General features: G+C 66.8%; 28 protein-coding genes and 1 tRNA gene. 18 read left to right on the plus strand and 11 right to left on the minus strand.

The window, feature by feature from the left end; translation table 11 throughout:
• The first annotated feature begins 24 nt into the window (after positions 1–24).
• Entirely contained in the window at positions 25–825 is an 801-nt protein-coding gene (locus LI334_RS02585) for a TrmB family transcriptional regulator (RefSeq protein WP_227261613.1), read from the plus strand.
• A 41-nt stretch (positions 826–866) separates the two neighbouring features.
• Positions 867–1,142 (plus strand): hypothetical protein, encoded by a 276-nt coding sequence (locus LI334_RS02590; protein ID WP_227261614.1) that lies wholly within the window; start codon positions 867–869, stop codon positions 1,140–1,142.
• 20 nt (positions 1,143–1,162) lie between these two features.
• Here LI334_RS02590 and LI334_RS02595 read toward each other — a convergent pair whose 3' ends face one another.
• The 3 genes from LI334_RS02595 to LI334_RS02605 form a co-directional block, all read right to left on the minus strand.
• On the minus strand, positions 1,163–1,732 hold the full coding sequence (locus LI334_RS02595) for a hypothetical protein (RefSeq protein ID WP_227261615.1): 570 nt from the start codon (positions 1,730–1,732) through the stop codon (positions 1,163–1,165).
• Positions 1,733–2,103: 371 nt separating this feature from the next.
• A complete protein-coding gene (gene mptA / locus LI334_RS02600; protein ID WP_227261616.1) occupies positions 2,104–3,033 on the minus strand; it encodes a GTP cyclohydrolase MptA in 930 nt (309 codons plus the stop codon).
• A 49-nt stretch (positions 3,034–3,082) separates the two neighbouring features.
• Complete coding sequence (locus tag LI334_RS02605; RefSeq protein ID WP_227261617.1) at positions 3,083–3,904, minus strand: NAD(+)/NADH kinase; 822 nt, start codon at positions 3,902–3,904, stop codon at positions 3,083–3,085.
• An 87-nt stretch (positions 3,905–3,991) separates the two neighbouring features.
• Between LI334_RS02605 and LI334_RS02610 the strand changes: the two genes are divergently transcribed.
• The 4 genes from LI334_RS02610 (at position 3,992) to LI334_RS02625 (ending at position 8,042) form a co-directional block, all read left to right on the plus strand.
• The gene (locus tag LI334_RS02610) at positions 3,992–4,837 is read left to right on the plus strand and encodes a helix-turn-helix transcriptional regulator (RefSeq protein ID WP_227261618.1); all 846 of its coding nucleotides are present in this window, start codon (positions 3,992–3,994) and stop codon (positions 4,835–4,837) included.
• A gap of 89 nt (positions 4,838–4,926) precedes the next feature.
• Positions 4,927–6,096, plus strand: coding sequence for an ABC transporter substrate-binding protein (locus tag LI334_RS02615; protein WP_227261619.1), 1,170 nt, complete (start codon positions 4,927–4,929; stop codon positions 6,094–6,096).
• A 6-nt stretch (positions 6,097–6,102) separates the two neighbouring features.
• On the plus strand, positions 6,103–7,215 hold the full coding sequence (locus tag LI334_RS02620) for a FecCD family ABC transporter permease (RefSeq protein WP_227261620.1): 1,113 nt from the start codon (positions 6,103–6,105) through the stop codon (positions 7,213–7,215).
• Positions 7,212–8,042: an ABC transporter ATP-binding protein gene (locus LI334_RS02625; protein ID WP_227261621.1), complete on the plus strand. Its 831-nt coding sequence runs from the start codon at positions 7,212–7,214 to the stop codon at positions 8,040–8,042. The genes LI334_RS02620 and LI334_RS02625 overlap by 4 nt, the downstream gene beginning before the upstream one ends.
• Before the next feature lie 6 nt (positions 8,043–8,048).
• Here LI334_RS02625 and LI334_RS02630 read toward each other — a convergent pair whose 3' ends face one another.
• From LI334_RS02630 to LI334_RS02640, 3 genes are all read right to left on the minus strand, one after another.
• On the minus strand, positions 8,049–8,420 hold the full coding sequence (locus LI334_RS02630) for a metal-dependent transcriptional regulator (protein WP_227261622.1): 372 nt from the start codon (positions 8,418–8,420) through the stop codon (positions 8,049–8,051).
• Positions 8,421–8,517: 97 nt separating this feature from the next.
• Positions 8,518–8,886, minus strand: a complete 369-nt coding sequence (locus LI334_RS02635; protein ID WP_227261623.1) for a hypothetical protein — start codon at positions 8,884–8,886, stop codon at positions 8,518–8,520.
• Complete coding sequence (locus LI334_RS02640) at positions 8,886–9,326, minus strand: DUF2240 family protein (RefSeq protein WP_227261624.1); 441 nt, start codon at positions 9,324–9,326, stop codon at positions 8,886–8,888. The genes LI334_RS02635 and LI334_RS02640 overlap by 1 nt, the downstream gene beginning before the upstream one ends.
• A 95-nt stretch (positions 9,327–9,421) precedes the next feature.
• Here LI334_RS02640 and LI334_RS02645 point away from each other — a divergent pair, with 95 nt between their 5' ends.
• The gene (locus LI334_RS02645) at positions 9,422–9,796 is read left to right on the plus strand and encodes a 30S ribosomal protein S8e (protein WP_227261625.1); all 375 of its coding nucleotides are present in this window, start codon (positions 9,422–9,424) and stop codon (positions 9,794–9,796) included.
• Between the two features lie 217 nt (positions 9,797–10,013).
• Here the strand turns inward: LI334_RS02645 and LI334_RS02650 are convergent, their stop codons facing one another.
• Together LI334_RS02650 and LI334_RS02655 are read right to left on the minus strand one after the other, a co-directional pair.
• Entirely contained in the window at positions 10,014–12,236 is a 2,223-nt protein-coding gene (locus LI334_RS02650; RefSeq protein WP_227261626.1) for a CDC48 family AAA ATPase, read from the minus strand.
• 111 nt (positions 12,237–12,347) lie between these two features.
• Entirely contained in the window at positions 12,348–13,076 is a 729-nt protein-coding gene (locus LI334_RS02655; protein ID WP_227261627.1) for a hypothetical protein, read from the minus strand.
• 80 nt (positions 13,077–13,156) lie between these two features.
• On the opposite strand from LI334_RS02655, the gene radB reads away from it, so the two are divergent.
• Positions 13,157–13,843, plus strand: a complete 687-nt coding sequence (gene radB / locus LI334_RS02660; RefSeq protein WP_227261628.1) for a DNA repair and recombination protein RadB — start codon at positions 13,157–13,159, stop codon at positions 13,841–13,843.
• 272 nt (positions 13,844–14,115) lie between these two features.
• The gene (locus tag LI334_RS02665) at positions 14,116–14,628 is read left to right on the plus strand and encodes a GNAT family N-acetyltransferase (protein WP_227261629.1); all 513 of its coding nucleotides are present in this window, start codon (positions 14,116–14,118) and stop codon (positions 14,626–14,628) included.
• Positions 14,629–14,825: 197 nt separating this feature from the next.
• On the opposite strand, the gene LI334_RS02670 is transcribed toward LI334_RS02665, so the two are convergent.
• The gene (locus LI334_RS02670; RefSeq protein WP_227261630.1) at positions 14,826–15,986 is read right to left on the minus strand and encodes a CBS domain-containing protein; all 1,161 of its coding nucleotides are present in this window, start codon (positions 15,984–15,986) and stop codon (positions 14,826–14,828) included.
• A 173-nt stretch (positions 15,987–16,159) separates the two neighbouring features.
• On the opposite strand from LI334_RS02670, the gene LI334_RS02675 reads away from it, so the two are divergent.
• Both LI334_RS02675 and LI334_RS02680 read left to right on the plus strand, forming a co-directional pair.
• Positions 16,160–17,032 (plus strand): FAD-dependent oxidoreductase, encoded by an 873-nt coding sequence (locus LI334_RS02675; RefSeq protein WP_406675866.1) that lies wholly within the window; start codon positions 16,160–16,162, stop codon positions 17,030–17,032.
• A 35-nt stretch (positions 17,033–17,067) separates the two neighbouring features.
• Positions 17,068–17,601 (plus strand): DUF1684 domain-containing protein, encoded by a 534-nt coding sequence (locus LI334_RS02680; protein ID WP_227261632.1) that lies wholly within the window; start codon positions 17,068–17,070, stop codon positions 17,599–17,601.
• 315 nt (positions 17,602–17,916) lie between these two features.
• Here the strand turns inward: LI334_RS02680 and LI334_RS02685 are convergent.
• A tRNA-Val gene (locus tag LI334_RS02685) sits at positions 17,917–17,991 on the minus strand.
• 130 nt (positions 17,992–18,121) lie between these two features.
• Here LI334_RS02685 and trpD point away from each other — a divergent pair.
• The 4 genes from trpD to trpG are packed head-to-tail and all read left to right on the plus strand — an operon-like array spanning position 18,122 to position 21,907.
• Positions 18,122–19,120, plus strand: a complete 999-nt coding sequence (gene trpD / locus LI334_RS02690) for an anthranilate phosphoribosyltransferase (protein ID WP_227261633.1) — start codon at positions 18,122–18,124, stop codon at positions 19,118–19,120.
• On the plus strand, positions 19,117–19,758 hold the full coding sequence (locus LI334_RS02695; protein ID WP_227261634.1) for a phosphoribosylanthranilate isomerase: 642 nt from the start codon (positions 19,117–19,119) through the stop codon (positions 19,756–19,758). The genes trpD and LI334_RS02695 overlap by 4 nt, the downstream gene beginning before the upstream one ends.
• 32 nt (positions 19,759–19,790) lie before the next feature.
• Positions 19,791–21,323 (plus strand): anthranilate synthase component I, encoded by a 1,533-nt coding sequence (gene trpE, locus LI334_RS02700; RefSeq protein WP_227262345.1) that lies wholly within the window; start codon positions 19,791–19,793, stop codon positions 21,321–21,323.
• Complete coding sequence (trpG, locus tag LI334_RS02705; RefSeq protein ID WP_227261635.1) at positions 21,320–21,907, plus strand: anthranilate synthase component II; 588 nt, start codon at positions 21,320–21,322, stop codon at positions 21,905–21,907. Before trpE ends, trpG begins: the two co-directional genes overlap by 4 nt.
• Here trpG and LI334_RS02710 read toward each other — a convergent pair.
• Positions 21,885–22,076 carry a hypothetical protein gene (locus LI334_RS02710; RefSeq protein WP_227261636.1) on the minus strand — a complete coding sequence of 64 codons (192 nt, stop codon included), beginning with the start codon at positions 22,074–22,076 and terminating at the stop codon, positions 21,885–21,887. The genes trpG and LI334_RS02710 overlap by 23 nt on opposite strands.
• Before the next feature lie 263 nt (positions 22,077–22,339).
• Here LI334_RS02710 and LI334_RS02715 point away from each other — a divergent pair, with 263 nt between their 5' ends.
• Genes LI334_RS02715 through LI334_RS02720 form a run of 3 tightly spaced genes read left to right on the plus strand, consistent with a single transcriptional unit; the run spans position 22,340 to position 26,073 of the window.
• Entirely contained in the window at positions 22,340–25,507 is a 3,168-nt protein-coding gene (locus tag LI334_RS02715) for an adenosylcobalamin-dependent ribonucleoside-diphosphate reductase (protein WP_227261637.1), read from the plus strand.
• Between the two features lie 42 nt (positions 25,508–25,549).
• Complete coding sequence (locus LI334_RS13095; protein ID WP_319799820.1) at positions 25,550–25,666, plus strand: HVO_2523 family zinc finger protein; 117 nt, start codon at positions 25,550–25,552, stop codon at positions 25,664–25,666.
• 50 nt (positions 25,667–25,716) lie between these two features.
• A complete protein-coding gene (locus LI334_RS02720) occupies positions 25,717–26,073 on the plus strand; it encodes a DUF7347 domain-containing protein (protein ID WP_227261638.1) in 357 nt (118 codons plus the stop codon).
• Positions 26,074–26,148: the final 75 nt, after the last annotated feature.

Genomic DNA, 26,148 nt, shown 5'->3' on the forward strand with positions numbered 1-26,148 from the left:
GCGAGCGCGCCCCGAACCCGGGGTATGGCCAGCCTGAAAGACCTCGGACTCTCCGACTACGAGGCGAGCGCGTACCGCGCGCTCCTCGAAACCGGCCCGGCAACCGCGAAGGAGTTGTCCGAGGCGAGCGGCGTCCCCATGGGTCGCATCTACGACGTGCTCGCGAGCATCGAATCCCAGCACCTCGTCCGCAGCCAGGCCGCGAGCCGGCCGAAGAAGTACGCCGCCGTCGACCCCGAGGACGCCCTCGACCGCCTCCTCGACGACCGGAAACGCGAACTCCAGGAGAAAGCCGACCAGTACGAGGCGGTCGTGAACGAACTCACGGGCGACCTCGCCGCCCCCACCGCGCCCGACACCGGCTTCTGGACCGCCGCGCTCGGCCCCGACGAGACCGTCGAACTCCTCCTCGAACGCCTCGACACCGCCGACGACCGCGTCGTCCTGTTCTCCGCCACGCCCTCCTCCGGCCTCGACATCGGGGACGTGTCCAGCCGCATCACCGACCACCTCCTCGACGCCCTCGACCGCGGCGTCACCGTCTCCGTCCTCCTCGCCCGCGACCTCTCCCACGAACTCCCCGACGAAGTCAACGCCATCTACGTCTCCGAACTCGCCGAACACGACGACTTCAGCGTCCGCATCGGCGACACCGTCGATAGCAACGTCGTCGTCGTGGACGGCGAGGAAGTCTGCATCGAGATGCCGAACCCCGTTCAGCCGGACGAGTCCTTCGCGCTCGTCACCCTCAAAGACCCCGAGTTCGCGGACGACGTGACCGCAGAGTTCGCGGAGAGCTGGGAGGACGCCACCGCCCTCGAATAAGTGGACAAGGCTTATTGTCGTCTCCCCGGCAGTCTCGGGGTATGCAGCCCTCCAAACCGTTCTTCACCCCCGACGGGGAACTCGACGCGTCCAGCGTCCTCGACGAAGCCGTCCCGCTCGCGAAACTCGTCGTCGCGGTCGCCGCCGTCGCCGCGATACCGTTCTTCCTCCAGTACCTCCTCGTCGAACTCGTCGCGGTCACCCCGCTGTTCATCGTCCCGCTCACGCTCGTCACCCAGTTCGTCCTCGCGGTCGGCACCGCGTTCGTCCTCCTCTACGTCGTCGTCCGCGCCAACCAACTCGCCACCGACGCCTGACATTACACGAATAAGCCGCGTCAAAATCGTTCGTAATCCACCGATTCTGGCAGCAACCACACGAGCCCTGAGACAAACAGTCCGATATAGCTGATAATCCCCGCAGATAACCCTGCAGCAATAAGGTTTGATGCAGAAAACGGTAATTGATATGCTCCCGTTGTTTGGAACGTTCCAACGAGAGTTACTGCCGTCCCTATGATTGCGAGAAAGACTGACCCAGCCGCGAAGCGTACATATGGTCTCTTCTGCCATTCTTCGACAGTCAGTTTGTTCCTTTTCGGTTCGACCTCTACATCCGGAGGAATGGGCCACTCTGACTTTGGATGCTTTAACCAGTAGACATCCCCATTATTGATCTCTTCATGACCCAGAACACCTCGCTCATGGAGCTCTCCCGCACGTGAACGGACTGTATCCTTGCTAACTTCCTTCTTTATCTCTGCCTGCAATCGAGTAATTGAATAAAAAGGCCGAGCATCTCGTAGAAACTCTTTAACAACCCCTCTCTGTGTCAGGCTTCGCTCGTTGTTTGGTGAATCAATTCTTGACTCAATCCAGTCAGGTATCTCAATATCGTGTTCAGCCATTTTATTCGTGTTCTGTATTCGCCGAACCCGGTTCTACGTTTGTGGAACGCTGTACGAGAATCGTTGAACCCCTATTTCTGCTCTCGGATTAAGTAATTATCTCCCGACAACTCTGGTGATGCACTCACCAAAACTGCATCATGGCCGTATCGGCGTACAGGGCGGTGATACCTATGAGTAAGAGTTCAGTGTTCCTCTCCATAATCGTCTTCGCGTTAACACTCGCTGTTTGGAATTGGGTCACTAATGCTATGCCGGGGAGTATTAGCGGGAGTTTGGATTGGATTATGCTCCTCTTCGCGCTCCTACTTGGTGTAGTCTCGTACCTTTGGGCTGAGACTCTGTAGAAACGGCTTTAGCTACTGTCGTCTTTATTTTCTGACTTCCGCGCGCAGGTCGCCGAGCGTGGCGACGCGTTCGGCGTGCGCGTTGTGCTGGTGGATGGACTCGTCGTTCGACTGCTTCATCGTCACGACGGCGTCGTCCGCGAGGTGGTCGTACTCGGAGACGACGCCCTCGGCCATCGCGCGCACGCAGTCCTCGACGAACCGGGCGTTCGCGTGCGCCTCGTACGTCATGTGGTCTTCGTCGGGGCGTTTCGCGGTGTTGTAGATGCGGGCGCTCATCGAGTCCTTCGCGAGTTCGGAGAGTTCGATGAGGTCCACGTCGGGTTCGCCCGTCGTCTCGATGGTGAGCGTCGCGTGCCCGCGCTGGCTGTGCCCGGCCTGCGGCACCTCCCGCAGGAACTCCTTCACGTCGTCGCTCTCGACGCCGAGCTCCCGGAGTTTCTCGCGAGCGCGGGCGCTCATCATCTGCTGGCTGCACGGACACACGGTCATCCCGGTGACGCGGACGCCGACCTCCTCGCGCGTGCGCTCGCCCTCCTGCGCGGTCGCGGACGCGAGGAAGTCCATCGTGCCCTGCGTCGGCTTCCCAGACTCGGGCGTCTCGTCCTGCGTGACGTACTGCGCTTCCATCTGCACGATGGCCTGCGACGTGTACTCGTGTTTCTCCAGGAGGCGGTCGGCGGCGTCCCCACACACGTCCTCGATGCGGTACGCGGGCTCGCTCACCGCGGCTTCGAGGGTTTCGTCGATGACCTCCATGTTCCGGCTCATGTCGATGCCCTTGCGTTCCTTCGGGAGGTCGACGTACACCTCAAACTCGGCGGAGAGGACGATGGGGCGCTTCTCGGGGCGCGCTATCTTCACGAGTTTCTCCACGCCCGTCACGCCCACCTGACTCAACCCCACAGACACGTCGGGGGTCGACGCCTGCACGTCCGGCAGTTGCTCGGTCATTACCCAGTGTTTCCCGTGGTAGCAGGGAACTACTTTCGGTATCGGAAGGCTACTCCAGTTTTCCGAGCGCCTGGAAGAAGTCGCTCGCGGGGCCGGCGACCCGCGCGGGTTCGTCGGCCTCGCGGAGCGTCACCTCGCTCGGCGTCTCGATTTCGCGCGTGTTCGACCCGTCGCTCGACACGACCGCGTGCTCGGCGTCGTCAACGCGAACGGTGACCTCGCTTCCGGTCTGCGTGACGAGCGGCGGCATCGCGTCCTCCGCGCACATCCCGGTGACGACGAACCCGTGCACGCCCGGCTGGACGAGCGGCCCGCCCTCGCTGAGGTTGTACGCCGTGCTCCCGGTGGGCGTGGAGACGAGCACGCCGTCCGCGTGACTCGCCGTGTAGAGCGAGCCGTCCACCCGGACTTCGACGGTCACGCCCTGGCCGTGTCCGCGCTGTGGCCCCTGCACCACTACTTCGTTCAGCGCGGGCGTGAGCACCCAGTCCGCGCCCGACGCCTCGATGCGCGGCACGTCCCGCGAGCGCACCGCGCCCGTTTCGAGGTAGCGCTCGACCTCCTGTTTTACCGCCGCGACCGCGTCGTCGGGCGCGACCGCGTTCAGGAACCCGACCTCGCCGAGGTTCACGCCGAGAATCGGCACGCTCCCCGCGCCCCGCGCCGCGAACAGGAACGTGCCGTCGCCGCCGATGCTCACCACGAGGTCGCACGTCGAGAACGCCGAGACCTCGTGGCCGTCCAGTCCGGCGGCGTCAGCGCTCGCCGCGTCCACCCACACCTCGACCTCGTCGGGGAGCGCGTCCGCGATGTCCGCCGCGAGGTAGGCCGCGCGCGCGTTCCCGCGCTGTGCGACGATTCCCACACGCATACCCGCCCCGAGAACGCCCGCGGATAAAAACCCAGTCACCACAACACCAGCTTGATTTAGGCTGGCCTAAATAGATGATAGTAGAGAATGACGACCGACGCCATAACCGGCGACGATCTACCGCTCGACGAGGGATTCGTCGACGCCGTCGCCTTCCTCGCGCGCTCGGAGCACCGGATGCGCGTCCTCGACGTGCTCGCTGAGGGCCCCCACCCTCGGGAGGATCTCCTCGACGCCACGGGCGTAACCCGCGTAACGCTCAGCCGTATCCTCGGCGACCTCGAGGATCGCGCCTGGATCGTCCACGAGTACGACCCCGACCGGTACGCGCTCACAGACCTCGGCCACCTCGTCCACGAAGACCTCACGCGGCTCCTCCGAACCGTCTCGGTCGGCCAACGCCTCGACGGCGTCTTCGAACAACTCCCGACGGACTGGTTCGGGTTCGACCCGCGGTGCCTCGCGGACGCCCGCCTCCTCTGTTCCGACAGCGCGGATCCGTCCGCCCCCGCACGCGCCGTCGCGGACGCGGTCGTGGACGCGAACCGGGTGCGCGCGCTCGTCGGGTCGTTTACCGCGCTCCCCCTGTACGCGTACGCGGCTACCTCGCACGACGGGCCGGCACCGGACGCGACCGTCGTCTACGATCCGAGCGCGGCCGCAGTCGTCGCCGAGAACGACGACCTCGCGCACCGCCGCCGTTCGATAGAAGCCGACTACGACGCCCCCGTCTACTATCGAACCGGCGCGTCGCTTCCGTGCAACGTCGACATCATCGATGACACCGTCTACCTCTCCATCGGGAACGGTAGCGGCGGCTTTCGGGTCGTCGAGACCGATCATCCGGCGGTTCTCTCGTGGGCGCGCGAGGAGTTCGCGGCCGTCAGAGAGGACGCGGTTCCGCTCCGCGACTGGACGGACGAACACGCGTAGATACGCGTAATGAGCTGTGTTACGTGATACACGGCGCGTTCGCTGTCGATCCGCGAGCTACTAAGATTGTTTAGGCATGCCTAAACTGTATGCCTCGACGGCGAAAGATACTCGCAGGCACCGCAAGTCTCATCGCAGCAGGTATCGCCGGCTGTTCCAGCGACAGCGGCGACTCGACGACCCAGGACTCGACTACCAGCACGGCGAGCGACACCACCGAAGAGGGCCCGACGCCATACACCGTTCACGTCGAACCGAACGACCCCTACACGTTCGACGAAGTGCCCGAATCGTACGGTGTCGTCTCCGGGCCCTTGCTCGACCTCGGTATGTCACTCGGTATCCACCCGTCCGCGACCACGGGCCTCGAACGCGCCCCGCTGAAGTTCTACGATCTTCTCGATCTCGGGTTCGACGAGAGCGAGGTCGTTAAACTCGCGAGCGGAGCCGAATCCGGCTACGACAAGGAGAACTTCTACGCCGCCGACGCGGACGTCTGGCTCATCCCGGAGAGCACGCTCGACCGATTCACTGAGTGGAGCGAGTCGGACTACCAGGAAATCGAGTCCCAGACCGGCCCCTTCCTCGGTACACCGCTTCGGTTCGCGCCGACTGCCGCAGTCTCCGGCGACCCGAACCCCTACACGCTCTACGAGGCGTTCGAGAAGTACGCGAAAGTCTTCCAGCGCCAGGAACAGTTTCAGGCCTGGCAGTCCCTCCACGACGACCTCATGAGCACAATCGAGGACGGACTGCCGCCCGAGAGCGAACGCCCGACTGTCGCCGCCATCTGGCGCGGTGTCAGCCCGGACTCCGGCCGGTTCCGTATCGCCCCGCTCCACCGACTCGGGAACAACACGAAGTCCTACTATCGCGTCGGCATGAAGGACGCCTTCGAGGGACAGTACCCGGACGGCCCCATTGGGTACGAGGAACTCCTCCGAGTCGACCCGGACTACATCGGCGCGGTCGGCGCGCTCACGTCTTCGACGCACGAGCAGTTCGTGAACAACGTCGTCGAGCCGTTCGAGAACAACGAGAACGGCCAGAGCCTCAGCGCCGTCCAGAACGGCAACGTCATCCGGAGCGCCGGCCAGTACATGGGGCCGATTGTCGATATGTTCTCCACTGAAGCCGTCGCGAAACAGGTGTATCCCGACACCTTCGGAGAGTGGCCGGGCCCCGTCGGTGAACTCTCGGAGAGCGAACAACTCTTCGACCGGCAACGCCTCCTCGACATCGTCAACCGCGACTTCTAGCGTTCGATGAGCAAGGTTTCTGATTCGCTCGCGGAGGGCCGCGCACGCTGGAACGACTGGTACGCGACCTCCCGGCTCGCCGTCATCGCGCTCGCCAGCGTGCTCGTCCTGATCGCAGCGACGATTCTCCAGGTGAGCTTCGGCGCGTTCCCCCTGACGCTCGCCGAAGCGTGGCACACCGTCTTCGACCCCGAGGTCGTGTTCAGCGTCGAAGTGTGGCGGTCGTTCCTCCTCACGGGCGGCGTGCCGGACTGGTTCAGTCAGCGACAGCTCATCGTCTGGAACATCCGCCTCCCGCGCATCATCGTCGGCGTCCTCGTCGGCGCGAACCTCGCGGTCTCCGGCGCGATCTTCCAGATAATCACGCGGAACGAACTCGCGAGCCCCTACGTGCTCGGCATCAGCGACGGCGCTGGGCTCGTCGTCCTCGTCACGCTGACGTTCATGACGAGCCTCCTGCCCGTGATGCCGGTGCTCGCCGCCGTCGGCGGCACCGTCGCGTTCCTCATCGTCTACCTCATCGCGTGGAAGAACGGCACCAGCCCCGTCCGCCTCGTCCTCGCCGGTGTCGTCGTCGGCACCGTCTTCGGTTCCGTCCAGCGCGCGCTCTTCTTCTTCATCGACGACCTCAGCGTCGTGATGTCCGCGCAGGCGTGGCTCGCCGGCTCACTCCTCGGCACCGACTGGGAGCAAGTCCGCATCGCGCTCCCGTTCACCGTCGTCGCGCTCGTGCTCGCGTTCGCCGTCTCACGCCAGCTCGACGTCCTCCTGCTCGGCGAGGACACCGCGAGCGCGCTCGGAATGCCCGTCGAACGCGTCCGGTTCGCGGTCGCCGGCATCGCAATCCTCTCCACCGCGGCCGCAATCGCCGTGGCGGGTCTCGTCGGATTCGTCGGCCTCATCGTCCCTCACATGGTTCGGAACCTCGTCGGAAACGACTCGAAACGCCTTCTCGCGGGCTGTCTGTTCCTCGGGCCGGCGCTCCTCGTCGGCGCGGACGTCGGCGCGCGACTCGCACTGAGTCCCGTCCAACTCCCCGTCGGCATCATCACCGGCCTCGTCGGCGGCCCCTACTTCCTCTACCTCATGCGGAAGAAGGAAGACCTCGGGTCAGTATGACCGGGAACGACGACTCGGCCGAGTTCCGCGCGACCGACCTCGTCATCGGCTATCCCGGTCTCGACGACCCCGTCATCGACGGCGAGACCATCGAAGTCCCTCCCGGCGAGATAACCGCGCTTATCGGCCCCAACGGTAGCGGGAAGAGCACGCTCCTCGGCGGTCTCGCGAACCAGATACCGCCCGACGACGGCACCGTCCTCGTGGACGGTCGCGAGGTCGCGTCGATGGAGTCGAAAGAACTCGCGCGCCACCTCGGACTGCTCGCCCAGCAGAACACGTCGCCGGACGGAATCAGCGTCGAGAACCTCGTAGAACGCGGCCGGTACCCGCATCAGGGGTTCTTCGGGTCGTCCACGCCCGAAGACGAGCAGGCCGTCGACGACGCTATCGAACTCGCCGGTATCGAACACCTCCGCGAGCGCGCACTCGACAGCCTGAGCGGTGGACAGCGCCAGCTCGTCTGGATTGCGATGGTGCTCGCGCAGGACACCGACGTGCTCTTGCTGGACGAACCGACGACGTTCCTCGACCTCCACCACCAGCTCGACGTGATGACCATCGTGGAGTCGCTCCGGGACGACAGCGAGATGACCGTCGTCGTCGTGCTGCACGACGTGGAACAGGCCGCGCGATACGCCGATAACGTCGTCGCGCTCCGCGACGGCCGCGTCCACGCGCACGGTTCGCCCGCCGATGTCGTTACGGCGGACTTGCTCGCGGACGTGTTCGGTGTGGATGCTGCAGTACTCGACACCGAATACGGCCGCAAAATCGTCCCACTCGACCCGCTCGATTCGAGAGAGTCCGAGGAGGCGGGGGAGTAGGACGGCCTACGACCCTTCGGTCGGGTCGTATGGGAGCATCGTGGCGAGTCGGTCGGCCACGTCGGGGCTGAGGAGGCTCGCGACCTCCATCGCGTCGGCCTCCCGGGAGTCGAGGTCGAGGACGCTCCGGTAGAACCAGGAGACGGTGACGTAGGCCTCGTGGAGCGCGGCCGCGCGCTCCCGACCCTCCTCGGTGAGGGTCGCGCCCGCGTAGGGTTCGTGGTGGACGAGGCCGTCCCGGTCGAGGTGTTTGAACTGTTCCGTGACGGTGGACGGCGAGCGGTCGAGCAACTCCGCGACGGCGCTCGTCCCGACCGGCGGGCCGTGCTGTTCCGAGAGGATGTAGACGGCGAGCAGGTAGGGCGCGTCCCCGTTCATCGCCGCCCCTCGTTCACGCGCTCGCCGCGGTCTGCCGTTCCACCACCCATGCCGTTTAGGCTCGCCTAAAAGTTATTAGGCGTTCCGGTTCGCCGGACTACAGCGCCGCGTCGAAGGCGTCCACCACTCGCTTCACCTCCGCCGCGTCCTCCACGAACACCAGGAGTCGCGGCGGCTCGACGGCTTTCGGCCGCGTCCGCAACCCCCGCTCCGTCGCCGCCGCCCGCGCCGCGTCCAGTCCGGTCTCGAACTCCACGTGCGCGCGCTCCGAGTGCACGAACACCCGCGCCACCCGCTCGTCCGCGCGCTCCACGTCGTAGGCGCGCGCGCCGTCAGCCGTCGGCTCCACGTCCAGGTCGGCGTTCTCCACCGACACGTCCGCGAACGCGCCGACCTGCCGGCCCGTCAACTCCGACGCCAGGAGCTCCGCGATGCGCACGCCGTCGTTCAGGGACTCGGCGACCATCAGAGTCCCTCCCGGGCCTTCGCGGCCGCGTCGTCCACGTCCACGCCCTCGCGTCGCGCGTACACCACCGCCGCCGCGTCCGCCGTGATACCGAGTTCCTGCTGGAGTTCGTTCACGCCAGCGACGACCGCCTGCTTCTCCATGCCCTCCGCCTCCAGCGCCTCCACCGCGCGCTCGAACGCCGAGCGCTCCCGGAACACCGACTCGTCCGGCGAGAACTCCTCCGGCACCTCGACCGAATCGAGGTCGAAATCCGCGATGAGGTCGCCGTCGTCCCGCGACACCAGCCCCTCGCCCGTCGCGATGTCGATGACGCGCTTCGCCTGGTCGGGCGACAGCCAGTCCCGGTCGAGCGAGAGCGCCACCACGAACTCGTGCTCGCCGATACGGGCCTTCCCCCGCTGTTTGAACGGGGCCGCCACCGTCACGCGCAGACTCATCACCCGTAGTCCACGCCCGTCGGGCGTAAATCGCGTGGTTTCCCCGCGAGTCCGGTTCCGAGCCTTTTTAGTACGCGCTGAGCCACAATACGGGTATGCAATACCAGGGCCGCTCCAAGCGCACCAAAACGGGTGGGCGAACCCGACCGCACAGCAAGAAGAAGAAGAACGAACTCGGCCGCACCCCCACCGAGACCACCGTCGGCGAACCCAAGTTCCGCACCGTGGACTCCCGCGGCGGCGACGAGAAGGTTCGCACGCTCTCCACGAACGTCGCGAACGTCACCGAGGGCGGCGAGACCACGCACGCCACCATCGAGGACGTCGTCGAGAACCAGGCGAACCCGAACTACGTCCGCCGGAACATCATCACCAAGGGCGCGCTCATCGAGACGGACGCCGGCACCGCCCGCGTCACCTCCCGCCCCGGCCAGGAAGGCCAGGTCAACGCCGTCGTCGTCGAAGACTAAGGCCGCACCGACACGACGTTCTTACTCTTCCGTTTCTCACTACTCGACAACTGCCGGACTCGTCCGGCGACCGAGCGGGTCGAAGACCCCGGAGGGTCGCCGGTTCACTGCGCGAGTGAAACGAGCGCAGGCCGACGAGCGACCATCGGGAGCGAGGAGTGCTTTTGGTGCAGCTTTTACCGAGGCGCGCGAAGCGCGCCGCAGAGTAAAAGGTGCGTTATTGGAAGCCGATGTGGCCGCCTTCCCGGCGCTGTTCGGCGGTCTGACCGCCCTTGAACTGCTCTTCGACGTCCTCGTAGTAGGCGAGGAGGTCGTCGGTGATGGTGGGGCGGACGTTCTCCATGGCTTTCCGGAAGTGCCGCATGCCGACGTCGGTGGCGTCGTCGTCCTCGCGGAGCGCTTCGATGGCGGCTTCGCGCGCGATGTTCGCGAGGTCCGAGCCGACGTACCCATCAGTTATCTCGGCGAGTTCGCGGAGGCTCACGTCGGGCGCGAGCGGGGTGTCGTCGGTGTGGATGCGGAGGATGCGTTCGCGGCCCTCGATGTCGGGCTGGCCGACCATCACCATGCGGTCGAAGCGCCCGGAGCGGATGAGCGCGGGGTCGATGATGTCGGGGCGGTTGGTCGCGCCGATGACCATCACGTCCTCCATGTCTTCGAGGCCGTCGAGTTCGGTGAGGAGTTGGTTGACGACGCGCTCTGAGACGTTGTTCCCGGCGTTCTGGCCGCGGCCGGGCGCGAGGCTGTCGAGTTCGTCGAAGAAGATGATGGTCGGGCTGACCTGCCGGGCCTTCCGGAAGGTCTGCCGAATCGCCTTCTCCGACTCGCCCACCCACTTCGAGAGGAGCTGGGGTCCCCTGACGCTGATGAAGTTCGCGTTCGTCTCGTTCGCGACGGCTTTCGCCATCAGGGTCTTCCCCGTGCCGGGCGGGCCGTAGAGGAGGACGCCGCTCGGCGGTTCGACGCCCATCCGCCCGAACTTCTCGGGGGAGTTGAGCGGCCACTCGATGGACTCCTGCACCTGCTGTTTCGCGTCGGTGAGGCCGCCCACGTCGTCCCACGATATCTTCGGGAGTTCGACGAGGACTTCCCGCATCGCGGAGGGCTCGACCTCGTTGAGCGCGCCGCGGAAGTCCTGGCGCTTCACGATCATGCGGTCGATGAGGCTCGGCGGGATGTCCTCCTCGTCGAGGTCGATTTCGGGGAGGTAGCGCCGGAGCGCGCGCATCGCGGCTTCCTTCGTGAGGCTCTCGATGTCCGCGCCGACGAAGCCGTGCGTGTCGTCCGCGAGGTTCCCGAGGTTCACGTCGTCGGACAGCGGCATGCCGCGCGTGTGGATTTTCAGGATTTCCTCGCGGCCGACCTCGTCGGGGACGCCGATTTCGATTTCGCGGTCGAACCGGCCGGGCCGGCGGAGCGCGGGGTCGACGGCGTCAACGCGGTTGGTGGCCGCGATGACGATGACCTGGCCGCGGCCTTCGAGCCCGTCCATCATCGTCAACAGCTGGGCGACGACGCGGCGCTCGACTTCGCCCGTCACGTCCTCGCGCTTCGGCGCGATGGAGTCGAGTTCGTCGATGAAGATGATGGACGGCGAGTCGTCCTTCGCGTCCTCGAATATCTCCCGCAACTGCTGTTCGGACTCCCCGTAGTACTTCGAGATGATTTCGGGGCCGGCGATGGAGAAGAACGAGGCGCTCGTCTCGTTCGCCACCGCCTTCGCGAGCAGGGTCTTCCCCGTTCCGGGCGGGCCGTGCAGGAGCACGCCCTGCGGCGGCTCGATGCCGAGCTTCTGGAATATCTGGGGGTGCTTCATCGGGAGTTCGACCATCTCCCGGACGCGCTGAATCTCGTTCTGGAGGCCGCCGATGTCCTCGTACGTGATGCCGCCGCCGGTGCGCTCGAACCCGCTGATGGGTTCCTCGCGGAGTTCCACCTCTGTGTCCTCGGTGACAAGGCAGACGCCCTCGGGTTCGGTCTCGACGGCGATGAGCGGAATCGCCTGGCCCGGCGAGCGCATGAACGGGTGGTTCGTCGACGACATGACGGGGACGATGTCGCGGGCGACGACCGGCCGCTTCAGAATCTGGCGTTTGACCATGCCGGCGGCGTCCGACCCGAACTGGACGGAGGCCTCCTCGGGCGGCGCGAGCACGAGCTTGTCCGCCTTCTCCGCCTCGGCCTTCCGAATCTTGACGCGTTCGCCGATGCCGACGTCCGCGTTCTGCCGGGTGAATCCGTCGATGCGGACGGTGTCGGTGTTCCAGTCCTGGCGGTCGGCGCGCCAGACCTTCGCGGCCGTGGTCTCCGCGCCCTCGATCTCGATGATGTCGCCCGGGCTGAGCTTCAGGTGGAGTAGCGTGTCGGGGTCGAGGCGCGCGATGCCCCGGCCCGAGTCGTTCGGGTAGGCTTTCGCGACCTCGAGTTGGACTTCGTTCATCGTTAGTTGGGTGAAGGTGTGACCTGTCGCCCGAAGAACCTTCCGACGACAGACGTATGCCAACGTATGGCATGGACACACATAGCGGTGACGGTGCCCCCCGTTCGTCGCCTACTCTCCGTGCTCCTCGATGGCCTCGTCCAGCGTCAACTCCCCGCGCGCCACCCGCCGCGCGAGCGACTCCGGAATCGTCTGGTTCTCCGCGGAGCGCTCCCGAGACCGGTTCTTGATGACCTGTAACTCGCCTGGCGTCGGCTCGAACGACCGCGACGTGACGACCTCGCCCTCCAGGCGCGCGATGTTCGCCGCCGCGAGCACGTCGTCCAACCCCCGCACGCCCGCGCCGAGGTAGGGCGTCGTCCCCGTCTCGTCCACGAGTTCGACCGTCACCCCGGCCTCCGCGAGTCCGTCCACGACGCGCGCGCCGTGCAGACGCGCGCCGTCGCCCACTCGAACCAGGGGGTCGAGCGCGCCCTCGATTTCGTCCAGCACCACGTCCACGGTGTCCTCAACGGGCACGCGGAACGCCGCGACCACGAGGTCGCCCGAGAGGACGGCGATGCCGGGGTTCGGCCCCGGGTCGACGCCGACGATGGTTCGCCCCGTCCCGCCGCGGAGGACGGCGAGCGCCTCGTCTACCGCCTTCCGCGCGTCGTCGGCGTCCGCGACCACGGTGTCGAGGGCGGCGTCCACGTCGTCGGACTCGCCGGTCACGAGCACCGCCGCCTCCTCGGGAATCGGGTCGCCGGGTTCGATGGTCGTGAACGCGACGTCCCGGTCTCTGAGCTCCGCGAGGAGTTCGTGGTAGAGCTCGAAGTCCTCGGTCGCGACGACTATCACGCCCACGACTCGGACGGCGGCGAGTAAAAGCACTCCGCCGTTCGGTGTGTTTTTCCCCGATAGCGCGCAACGTAGGGGTAGTGACCGACTCCGCTCTCACCACGGGGTGCGGCGCGCTCGACGACCTGCTCGGCGGCGGGTTCGAGCGCGGCACCGTCACCCAACTCTACGGCCCGCCGGGTGCCGGGAAGACGAACGTCGCGCTCTCCGCCGCGGTCGAGGCCGCCGCCGACGGCGACACCGTCGTCTACGTGGACACGGAAGGCCTCTCCGTCGACCGCTTCCGGGACGTGCTGGAGGCGAACGCGAGCGACCCGGACGCCGCGTCCTCGCGCATCGTCGTCTCCGAAGCCCACGACTTCGACGAACAGGCGGAGGCGGTGCGGGACGCGAGCGAGTTCGCGCCCGACGCCAGCCTCATCGTCCTGGACTCCGCGACCGGGTTCTACCGGCTCCGCCGCGCCGACGACGAGGAGGCCGGGGACGCGCTCCGACAGGTCGCGAAACAGGTGACGCACCTGCTGTCGCTCGCGCGCAAGCACGACCTCGCCGTCGTCCTCACGAACCAGGTGTACACCGACCCCGACTCCGACACCAGTCGCCCGCTCGGCGGCCACACCCTCCAGCACTGGACGGGAACCGTGGTTCGCCTCGACCGATTCAAGGGCGACCGCCGCCGCGCCACGTTAGAGAAGCACCGCGCGAAACCCGAGGGCGACCGCGCACAGTTCCGCATCACGAACGACGGCATCGAGAGCGTCACATGATGTACCGCACGCATCGCGCGACGGGGTCGCGCGAGCTTTTTAGTGGAGGGTTTTGCGTGGAGCGGGTCGCGGACGCGACCCCGACACGGAAAAACGTCCGCGCGCAGTTCCGAATCACGAACGACGGCATCGAGGGGGTCACATGAACGCGAACTTCTGGGTGCTCGCGGGCGCGGCGGGCTGTTCCGTCCTGTTCGTGGTGTTCGCGTATCTCTGGCTCCAGCTCAAGGCGTAGCGCAACGGTTTTTCTCGCTGGGCGGCCAGGACGGCGTATGGAGGTTCGACGCCTCGCGTCCCCCGACGACCTCGCCGGACTCCAGCGCGTGAACGCGCTCGCGTGGCGGGCCGCCTACAGCGGTCTCGTCCCGGAGTCGGTTCTCGACTCGCTCTCCACTGACGTTTCCGACGACACTGCGGAACGGCGCTTCGAGGAACTCAGAGACGCCGACGGACGGGTGTTCGTCGCGGAGCGGAACGACGCCATCGTCGGGTACGCCCGCGTCCGCTGGACGGACACCGAGCGGTTCGTCAATCCCGGGGAAGCCGGCCTGACGGAACTCTACGTCCACCCCGACCACTGGCAGGAGGGCATCGGAACGGCGCTCCTCGACCGCGTCCTCGACAGCCTCCCCGACGACACGGACGCGCTCGTGCTGGAAGCCCTCGCGGGCAACGAACGCGCCCAGGCCTTCTCCACCCGCCGCGGGTTCGTCCACGCCGGCAGCCGCACCGCCGAATTCGCGGGCGACGAACTCGAAACCGCAATCTACCGACGAGACCTGTAACGTCTCGCCGTAGTGCGGCGCGGTACTGGGTGGCGCGGCGCGGTGGCTGTGCAGTGCGGCGGCTGTGCGGTGCGGATGCGGTCGCGGAAGAACGGCCCGCGGGTAGTACCGAGCGCGCCGGCGGCGCGCTCGGCCTTTTTAGTGGAGGTTTTTACGGTGAGCGGGTCGCGTTCGCGACCCCGACACGGAAAAAAGTCCTAGAGCTCGTTCAGTTTGCGGAGGAGCTGTCCCTTGTACTCTTCGTCGGCCTGGATGCCTTTGAGTTCGAGGACGTTGCGTTCGAGGTGGTCGAGGGCGAGGTTGAGGGCGTTGTCCGCGCCGTAGCCTTCGCCGGTGCCGGCGGCCTGGCCTTTGTTGGTGCGGAGGCGGATCTGGCAGTAGATGAGGGGCGTGCCGCGGAGGCGTTCTTTGTGCTCGTGGAAGCGCACGTGGGCGTGCTGGACGTGCATGTCGCTGTACTTCTGGGTGATGTCCTCGATGCCTTCGCGGACGTCCTCGCGTCCGATGGTGTCGAGGAGGTCGATGTTCGTGATCTGGACGTCCATGCGTTCTTCTTCGGTGTAGGAGAGCGCGCGGAGGACGTCGGTCTTGGTGAGGATGCCGCCGACGACGCGCTCGTCGTCTTCGGGGGTGACGACGAGGCCGGCGATGTCGTCGTCGAGCATGGTGCGGACGGCGTCCTCGACGCTGTCACCGGGATGGATGGTGGTGACGGGGCTGGACATCACGTCGTAGACGGGGAGGTCGAGGAGGCGTTCCATCTCGCCGCGGCGGTCGCCGCGCGTGGTCTTGTCGACGTCGCGGACGATGAAGTCCACGAGGTCGTGGACGGTGACGATGCCGGTGAGGAAGCCGTCTTCGTCGAGGACGGGGAGGCGGCTGATGGAGTTCTCGCGGAGGCGGTTGATGACAGTGCCGATGTTGGCGTCCTCGTCGATGGTGACGATGTCCTCGCTGAAGATCTGGTCGACGGTGAGCGCGTCGAGGTTGTCGAGGACGGCTTCGAGGATGAGGTCTTCGGTGACGACGCCCCAGAGCTGGTCGGCTTCGAAGACGGGCGCGACTTTCGTGTTCCCCTCAACGAGTTTGCGCGCGACGTCCCGGACGTTCTCGGTGCGGTCGAGTTTGGGGACGCTGTGGCTGGAGGGGTTGGTGAGCGAGGAGACGCGGGTGTCGTCCTCGATGTGGGAGGAGAGGAGTTGTTTCTGGGTGATAACGCCCTCGAATTCAGCGCCGCCGGCGTGCGTGACGATGATGCCCTTGGGGTTCTCCTCCTCGAAGAGCGAGCGCACTTTCCCCATTCGTTTTTCGGCGTCGACCGAGACGTAGTCCTGCGTCGCGATGTCGGAGATATCCATGTCTGTCGGAGAGTGCACCGGGAAACTCTTGAAGGTTGTTGCAGAACGGTTCGCACCCGAAGGCTCAACAGGCTGAGTGTGGTAGGCGTGGGCATGGGCGAGCGAGCGTGCTACCTGGCGTTCTGTCCCGAGTGCGACCTCTCTGTGTCCGTCGCGGCCGACGAGTGCCCGGCGTGCGGCGCGTCGCTGTAGTCCGAAACACCCATACTTGTTTAGGCAGACCTAAAATTATGAGTGGCTCCACGCCCAGCGTCGTGGTGGTCGGCGGCGGCCCCGCCGGCTGCGCGACCGGCGTCTTCACCGCCCGCTACGGCCTCGAAACGACGATACTCGACCGCGGAAGCTCCTCCCTCCGTCGCGCCGCGTTCGTCGAGAACTACCTCGGCTTCCCCGCCGGCATCGACCCCGAGACCTTCTACGACCTCGCGCACGACCACGCGCGCGAAGCGGGCTGCGACCTCGTCGAGGACATGGTGGTCGAGGTGACGGACGCGAGCGAGGGCTTCCGCGTCGAGACGCAGGACGACCGCGTCCTCGACGCCGACTTCGTCGTCGCCGCGACGAAGTACGACTGGCAGTACCTCGACGCCCTCCCCGTGGACTTCGTCGATGACGGCGAGTACGAGCAGTTCGACTCCTCGCTCGTCGAACAGGACGGCGCGACCCCCCTCGACGGCCTGTACGTCGCCGGGCCGAACGCCGGCGTCCCCGACCAGGTTCTCGTCGCCGCCGGCCACGGCGCGCACGTCGGCCGCGCCATCATCGCGGACGTCCGCCGCGCCGACGGCTACGAGGGAACGTTCGCCGAGCACTACGACTGGCTCCGCCGCGAGGAGAACCTCACCGGCGAGTGGGCGACCCGCGAACGCTGGCAGGAGTACCTCGACGACGCCCCCGACGCGCCCGACGACGACGAACTCCGCGAGCGCTACATCGACGACCGCTTCGCGAAGTACCTCGACGAGGACGAACGCGAAGAACGCAAACGGAACGCGCACCGCCGCCTCGCAGACCACCTCGACCTCGGGGAGGAACTCACGGACTGACGAGGGCTTTTCACGCCACACACCCACCCTAGGGTATGGACTACACGGAGCGAATCGAGCGCGAGCGCGCCGAGAAGGACGAGTACTTCGCGGAACACCCGCGCTCGCCGATTCCGATGGGCGAACGCGAGGACTTTGACGGCCTCGACTACTACGACCCCGACCCGACCTATCGCTTCGAACTCGAACTCCGCGAGTTCGACGACCACGACACCATCCATGTCGAAACCACGCAGGACGGCGAACAGACCTACCACCGCTGGGGCGAGTTCGAATTCGACCTCGACGGCGACACCCACACTCTCACCGCCTACCGCCGCGACCCCGGCGAAAAACAGCTCTGGGTGCCCTTCCGTGACGAGACGAACGGCGACACCACCTATCCCGCCGGCCGCTACCTCGACCTCGACAGCGACTTCGAGAACGAGGGCGTCTGGCTCCTCGACTTCAACCGCGCCTACAGCCCCTTCTGCGCGTACTCGGACGCCTACGAATGCCCGCTTGTCCCCTTCGAGAACCACCTCGACACCCGCATCGAAGCCGGCGAACGCTACGAAAACACCGACTAACGCTCCTCACGAATTCGTCGCTCGCCAGTTAACTCGCGACAGAATGTGTGGGCTGGGGCGGCTTGTGAACTTCAGTCGTTCCACTCTCTCACGCTCGTTTCACTCCCTGGTTCAAATCCGCCGAACACCATTCACTCCGCCACAACGCACGCAGCGACACAGTCGTCGCTGCGTGGCGTTGGTTTGTAGAGAAGTGGGTTGGGGCGGATTTGAACCTCAGTCACTCCGCCCCGCTTCGTTCCTTGGTTCAAATCCGTCTGTCCACTTCGACGAACGGACTCTTCACTATCGTTCATCGTTGCGGTTCGTCAGAAGTGGGTTGGGGCGGATTTGAACCGCCGGCCTCCTCCATGTCAAGGAGGTGTCATAGCCTGACTAGACCACCAACCCGCCTGCGATTTTCCGTATGCCGGCGCTACACTTGACGGTTTCGACTCGGCATCGACTCCCGGCCGCGACAGGCTTAAGTCGACGTACACACTTGTACATCGTAACCCACAATCGAACATTGGTGGCCACTATGCAGGACTACATTCGACGCGTGACGGACGGCGACGACCTCTCACTGGACGACGCTCGGAGCGCCGCGTCCGCGGTGTTCGAGGACGCCACGGACGCCCAGATCGGCGCGCTGCTCGCCGGACTCCGCGCGAAGGGCGAGACCGAGGACGAAATCGCGGGGTTCGCGCAGGGCATGCGGGACGCCGCGCGCACCATCGACCCCGACCGAAGCCCGCTCGTGGACACCTGCGGCACCGGCGGCGACGACTACGACACCATCAACGTCTCCACCACCACGGCGCTCGTCGTCGCGGGAGCGGGCGTCCCCGTCGCCAAACACGGCAACTACTCTGTCTCCTCCTCCTCCGGCAGTTCGGACGTGCTGGAGGAGGTCGGCGTCGACCTCGACGCCAGCCCCGCCGCCGTCGAAGACCGCATCGAGGACGACGGCATCGGCTACATGCACGCGCCCGCGTTCCACCCCGCGATGAAGGCCGTCATCGGCCCCCGCCGCGAACTCGGGATGCGCACCATCTTCAACGTCCTCGGCCCGCTCACGAACCCCGCGGGCGCGGACGCCCAACTGATGGGCGTCTACGACCCCGACCTCGTCCCCCTGCTCGCGAACGCGCTCACCCGGATGCCGACCGAGCGCGCGCTCGTCGTCTACGGGAACGGCCTCGACGAAATCGCGATTCACGACGAAACCGTCGTCGCGGAAGTCCGGGACGGAACCGTGGAGGAGTACACGCTCACGCCCGCCGACATGGGGCTCGACCGCGCCCCCATCGAGGCGATTGAGGGCGGGACGCCCGCGGAGAACGCCGACGACCTCCGGGGAATCGTCGAGGGCGTCGTCACCGGCCCGAAGCGCGACGTGATTCTCGCGAACGCGGGCGCGGCCATCTACGTCGCCGGCGAAGCCGACAGCATCGAGGCGGGCGTCGACCGCGCGCGCGAGGCCATCGACTCCGGCGCGGCCGCCGAGACGCTCGCGACACTCCGGGCGTCGAAATGACGCGCGTGAAAGTCTGCGGCATCACGAACGAGGACGACGCCGCCGCGGCGGTCGGCGCGGGCGCGGACGCTCTCGGGTTCATCGCGGACGTGCCCGTGGACACGCCCCGCGAACTCGACGCCGAGCGCGCGACCGACCTCGTCGCGGCCGTTCCGCCGTTCGTCACCACGGTTCTCGTGACGATGCCCGAGTCGCCCGCGGACGCCGCCGACCTCGCCGCCCGCGTGCGGCCGGACGTCCTCCAGGTGCACGGCGACCTCCCTGCGGACGACCTCGCCGCGCTCGCGGACGACGTGGACGCGAAGCTCGTGAAGACCGTGGACGCCGACAGCCCGGAGGACGCCGCGCGCTACGACGGCGTCGCGGACGCGCTCCTCGTGGACTCGACGGACGCCTCGGGCGCGGGCGGCACGGGTCGCACGCACGACTGGACCGTCACCCGCGACCTCGCCGCGCGCCTCGACTCGCCGGTCGTGCTCGCGGGCGGTCTCACCCCCGACAACGTCGCCGAGGCGGTCGAGACCGTCCGGCCGTTCGCGGTGGACGTGGCGTCCGGCGTCGAACAGTCGGGCGGCGTGAAAGACCACGACGCCGTCGCGGCGTTCGTCGCCGCCGCGAAACACGAGGTGGTCGCGTGAACGTCGAGCGCGCCGACTTCGTGGAGCGCTGCATGGGCGACGACCCCGTGGTCGCGTACGCGAGCGCCACCCTCGACACCGACGCGTCGCCGCTCGCCGCGTACGCCGCGCTCGCCGACGGCGACCACTCCTTCCTCCTCGAATCCGCGAGCAAGACCGCCGCGAGCGACCCCGACGGGGCGTTCCAGCACGAGTCCGACGACCGGCACGCCCGCTACTCGTTCGTCGGCTACGACCCGGACGCGCTCGTCACCGTCGACCCCGACGGCGCGACCGTCGAACCCCTCGCCGGCACCGGCTCCGCCGAGTACGTCACGCCCGAGCAGGGCGACGACGTGCTCGACACGCTCCGCACCGCGCTCCCCGACGCGACTCGGCGGGGGTTCCCGGACGCCGACCGCCAACTCCTCGACGGTGGCCTCGTGGGCTTCCTCGCCTACGACGCCGTCTACGACCTCTGGCTCGACGAGGTCGGCGTGGAACGCCCGGAGACGCCGCTCCCGGACGCCCAGTTCGTCCTCACCACGCAGACGCTCGTCTTCGACAACACGACGGATGAGGTCTCGCTCGTGTTCACGCCCGTCGTCGGCCCGGACGACGACCCGGGCGACGTGTACGACGCGCTCGCGGCGGAAGCCGACCGCGTCGCCGCCGAACTCGCGGACGCCTCGCACCCGGAGACGGGCGGGTTCCGGAAGACCGGCGAGTCCGCGGGCCCGCGCGACGAGTACACGAACGCCGTCGAACGCGCGAAGGACGCCGTCCTGGACGGCGAAATCTACCAGGGCGTCATCTCCCGCACGCGCGAACTCCACGGGGACATCGACCCGCTCGGGTTCTACGAGCGCCTCCGGGACGTGAACCCCTCGCCCTACATGTACGTCGTCCGCACCGGCGACCGCACCGTCGTCGGCGCGAGCCCCGAAACTCTCGTCTCCGTCCGCGGCCGCACCGTGTTGAACAACCCAATCGCCGGCACGTGTCCGCGGGGCACGAGCCCCGTCGAAGACCGCCGGCTCGCCGGCGAGATGCTCGCGGACGAGAAGGAGCGCGCCGAACACACGATGCTCGTCGACCTCGCGCGCAACGACGTGCGCCGCGTCAGCGACCCCGGGTCGGTCTCCGTCCCCGAGTTCATGCGCGTCCTCAAGTACAGCCACGTCCAGCACATCGAGTCCACCGTCACCGGCCACCTCGCCGACGAGTACGACGCGTTCGACGCCGTGCGCGCGTCGTTCCCCGCGGGCACGCTCTCCGGCGCGCCCAAGGTGCGGGCGATGGAACTCATCCACGACCTCGAAAACGGCCCGCGGGGCGCGTACGGCGGCGGCGTCGGCTACGTCTCCTGGACGGGCGACGCCGACTTCGCCATCGTCATCCGCACCGCCACAATCGAACACGGCGAGCGCCGCGAGCAACACGACCGCGGGGCGGATACGATTCGGGTGCGGGCGGGCGCGGGCGTGGTCGCGGACTCCGACCCCGACAGCGAGTTCGAGGAGACGGAGAAGAAGATGGGCGGCGTGCTCGACGCGCTCGCCGAGCTCACGGAGGTGGTCGAATGAACGTCCTGTTCGTGGACAACTTCGACTCCTTCACGTACAACCTCGTGGAGTACGTCTCCGAGCGCGGCCACGACACCACGGTGCTGAAGAACACCGCGTCGCTCGACGAGGTGCGGGCCGCCGACCCGGATGCCGTCGTCATCAGCCCGGGGCCGGGCCATCCGGCGACGGAGCGCGACGTGGGCGTGACGATGCCCGTCCTGCGCGAGGTCTCCCCCGAGGTGCCGACGCTCGGCGTCTGCCTCGGCATGGAGGCCGCCGTCTACGAGTTCGGCGGCACCGTCGGGCACGCGCCCGAACCCGTCCACGGGAAAGCCTACCCGATCAGTCACGACGGCGACGGCGTCTACCGCGGCCTCGAACAGGGGTTTCACGCGGGACGCTACCACTCGCTCGTCTGCACCGAGATACCCGAGTGCTTCGACGTGACCGCGACCACCGACCACGCCGGCGAGACGCTCGCGATGGGCGTCCGCCACGAGACCTATCCGCTCGAAGGCGTGCAGTTCCACCCGGAGAGCGTGCTCACCGGGGTCGGCCACGACATCGTCGGGAACTTCCTCACGACAGCCCGAGAATACTGAGCACGTAGAGCGCGGCGACGACGACGCCCGCGACGAGCAGGAGTTTCCACGCGACGCTCAACAGGAAGCGGCCGACGAGTACGATGACGAGGAGCGCGACGATGGCGACGAGGAGGTTCCCGAGCGGCGACCCGACGCCCATCGCCGCGAGCAGTGCTGGCGCGAACATACTCCGAGAACGGACGACCACGGCCAAAAGCGTGTGGGCCCCACCACGCCCGTTTTACTTTCACTCCCCTTTGGGTAGGGTTATACTCGTCCCGGTGCTACCGACGTGACAGCACGCCGGGTGCCGTGACGACACCCGGTCACCGAATCCACTAGGTATATGGTTCGGGCTACAGTAATACATCGTCGTCACCTGACTCCCGGAGATCTACACATGAAACGAGACCCGACTTCCCTACACGCCGAATCCCGGAGGTACAGACTATGAGTTCGCACGACCTGTCCGCGGGCGACCTCACGCTCCCGATCAAGCGCGTCACCGGCGACACGCTGGAAGACCGCCTGACCGCGAACGCGTACAACAACATCCTGCCCGCGCGCTACCTGAAGAAGAACGCCGAGGGAGACCTCGTCGAGACGCAGGAAGACCTCTTCGACCGCGTCGCGAAGAACATCGCGCTCGCCGAGGCCGTCTACGAGTCCGAGAAGCAGGATGTCGAAGTGCTCGTCACGCCCGACCAGCTCAAGCCCGACCACCCGCGCCGCGACGAACTCGCGGCCGAGGTGTTCGGTGAGGGCGTCACCGCGGACGACGACGCGGAGACCGAACTGACGGCGGAGAACGTCAACAAGTTCGCGTACGACACCGTCGTCCCCGACCTCCCCGAGGAGATCCGCGCGCACGTCGAGGACACCGCGGCGGAGTTCCAGGACTTGATGGAGTCCCTCTCCTTCATGCCGAACAGCCCGACCCTGATGAACGCGGGCGACGAACTCCAGCAGCTCTCCGCGTGCTTCGTGGACTCGCCCGGCGACGACATCACGGACATCCACGAGACCGCGAAGGAGGCCGCGGAAGTGTTCCAGTCCGGCGGCGGCATGGGGTACGCGTTCTGGCAGCTCCGACCGTACGGCGACCCCGTCGGCAGCACGGGCGGCATCGCGTCCGGCCCGATGACGTTCATGGAGACGTTCGACCAGATGTGCGAGACCATCGCGCAGGGCGGCGCGCGCCGCGGCGCGCAGATGGGCGTCATGCGCATCAGCCACCCGGACGTCATCGAGTTCATCCACTCGAAGAACAAGGACGTCAGCCTCGCGCACTGCCTGAAGCTCAACGACCCCGACGACTACACGTACACGACGTTCAACGAGGCCCTCGAAGAGGCGCGGAGCCTCATCGACGAGGACGGGAAGGTGCCGAAGCACCTCCGGAACGCCGTCGAAGGCCACCTCTCGAACTTCAACATCAGCGTCGGCGTGACGGACGACTTCATGGAGGCGCTGGAGAACGGCGAGGAGTTCACGTTCACGAACCCCCGGACGGGCGAACCCCACATCGCCACCGAGGAGACGAAGGAGATGTACGCCCGGTACGGCCTCGAAGAGTACGTCGAGGTCGGCGAACCGCTCTCGATGCCCGCCGACGTGGTCTGGGATCCCATCGTCGAGGGCGCGCACGAGAACGGCGAACCCGGCGTCATCTACCTCGAACGCGTCAACAAACAGCACTCCTTCGACGTGGAGGAGCACCCCGACCACCGCATCCTCGCGACCAACCCGTGCGGCGAGCAGCCGCTCGAAGAGTACGAGGCGTGCAACCTCGGGCACATCAACCTCTCCACGCTCGCCGCGCAGGACGCGCCCGACTGGCGCGTCTGGAGCGAGGAACACGAGTACGACACGCTCGAAGAGGGCATCAGTCGGTTCCTCGACGACGCGCTCGACCACGAGGAGTTCGACCACCGCATCGAACAGGGCACGCGCTTCCTGGAGAACGTCGTCACGATGTCGGACTTCCCCGTCGAGGAGATCGAGGAGAAGGTTCGGGAGATGCGGAAGATCGGCCTCGGCGTGATGGGGCTTGCCCAGCTCTACGTCCAGCTCGGCGTCGAGTACGGCACCGAGCCCGCGAACGAGATCGCGAGCCAGGTCATGACCCACATCAACCACGGGTCGAAGGACGCGAGCCACGAACTCGCGAAGGAACGCGGAAGCTTCGACGAGTGGGATAAGTCGAAGTACGCGAACCCGACCGAGTACCGCGAGTGGTTCGAACACCACACGGGCGAGTCCGCCGACGACTGGGCGGACGGCTACCCGATTCGGAACCACAACACGACCACCATCGCGCCGACGGGCACGACGTCGATGGTCGGGAACACCACGGGCGGCTGTGAACCCATCTACAACGTCGCGTACTACAAGAACGTCAGCGACGACGTGCAGGGCGACGAGATGCTCGTGGAGTTCGACGATTACTTCCTCCGCACGCTGGAGGCGAACGACATCGACGTGGACGCCGTCAAGGAGGAGGCCCAAGAGCAGATGGCGAACAACGAGTTCGACGGCGTCACCGGGCTCTCCACGGTGCCGGACGCCATCGGCGAACTGTTCGTCGTGACGGAAGACCTCTCCGGGAAGCAGCACGCGGCCGTCCAGACCGCCTGCCAGAACGGCGTGGACTCCGCCATCTCGAAGACGTGTAACTTCCCGAACTCCGCGAGCGTGGAGGACATGGACGAAGTCTACCGCTACATCTACGAGCACGGCGGGAAGGGCGTCACCGTCTACCGCGACGGCACGCGCTCGAAGCAGGTGCTCACCACGCGCGCCGACAACGCTGAGTTCGCGGACGAGGACGAGGCCGCGGAAGTCCTCCTCGAACAGATTCAGGACGCCTTCGGCGACCTCGAAAGCTTCCTCGACAACGAGGACGTCCGGGAGGCCATCGGCGGCGACACGGACGACCTCATCGACGTCGAAGTCGACGGCGCGCAGAAGCGCCCGCGCCCCGACGTGCTGTACGGCGTCACCCAGCGCATCGACACGGGCTACGGGAAGCTCTACGTGAACATCAACGAGGACGAGCAGGGCCGGCCGTTCGAACTGTTCGCGAACATCGGGAACAGCGGCGGGTTCACGGCCTCCTTCACGGAGTCCCTCGCGAAGACCGTCTCGACGGCGCTCCGCGCGGGCGTCGACCCCGAGGAGATAGCGAGCGAACTCCAGGGCATCCGCAGTCCGAAGGTCGCCTGGGACAAGGGCGAGCAGATCAACTCCATCCCGGACGCCATCGGCACGGCGATGCGGCGCTACCTCGACGGCGACATCGACAAGCAGGTGCCGAAACAGCAGAACCTCACCGAACTCGCCGAGGACGAGGAGAACGCCGACGCCGATACGGACGCCGACGTCGCGAAGCTCGACGGCGGCGCGACCTCGGAGAGTCCGAACGCGGACACCGAACCCGTCGGCACCGCGACGCCGGACACCGAGCAGGCGAAACCCGGCGACGACGCGAACGAGGACATGACGAAGAAGCTCATCGAGGCCGGCGAGATGCCGGAATGTCCCGACTGCGGGACGATGGATCTCTACTACTCCGAAGGCTGCAAGACCTGTCAGAACTGCGGCTGGAGCGAGTGCTGAGCTGACCTAGCGGTTTTTCTCCCTCCCGGTCTTCCTCCCCGTATGAGCGGTGGGCCGACGTGTCCGATGTGCGAGTCCGAACTCCTGAAGCGCCACTGCAAGTACGTCTGCCCGCAGCACGGCGTGCTCGCGGACTGTAGCGACCCGTTCACGCCCTGACTTCTGCCGGCACCCGACTGCTTTTGCGGGCGAGACGCGAACCCGCGGGTATGGACGAGTGGAGCGAGTCGTGGACGGCGGAGGCGGCCGTCGAAGGCGAGCGGTCGCCCGACCCGGGTGCGTCGAGCGAGGCGTTCGGCACGCTCGCGAACGAGGTTCGCGTCACCGTGCTCGTGCGGTTGGTGCGCGCGGAACGCGATGGCGAGACCCCCGTCTCGTTCTCCGACCTGCACGCGGCGGCCGACACCGAGAGTTCGGCGGGGTTCGCGTACCACCTCCGACAGCTGACGGGGCGGTTCGTGGAGAAGACCCCCGACGGATACGTACTGACTGACGCGGGCCGGCGCGCGGCCGACGCGGTGCTCTCCGGCGCGTTCCTCGACGACGGTCAGCGGCGTGCGAGCTAGCGAACCGACTACTGGGATTCTCCGCGGCCAACGCCCGGCGTCGCGTGTGCGGTCTCGAAAAAGTGTCGTGGGTTC

It is taken from the genome of Salarchaeum japonicum (assembly GCF_020614395.1).
Lineage (GTDB): Archaea > Halobacteriota > Halobacteria > Halobacteriales > Halobacteriaceae > Salarchaeum > Salarchaeum japonicum.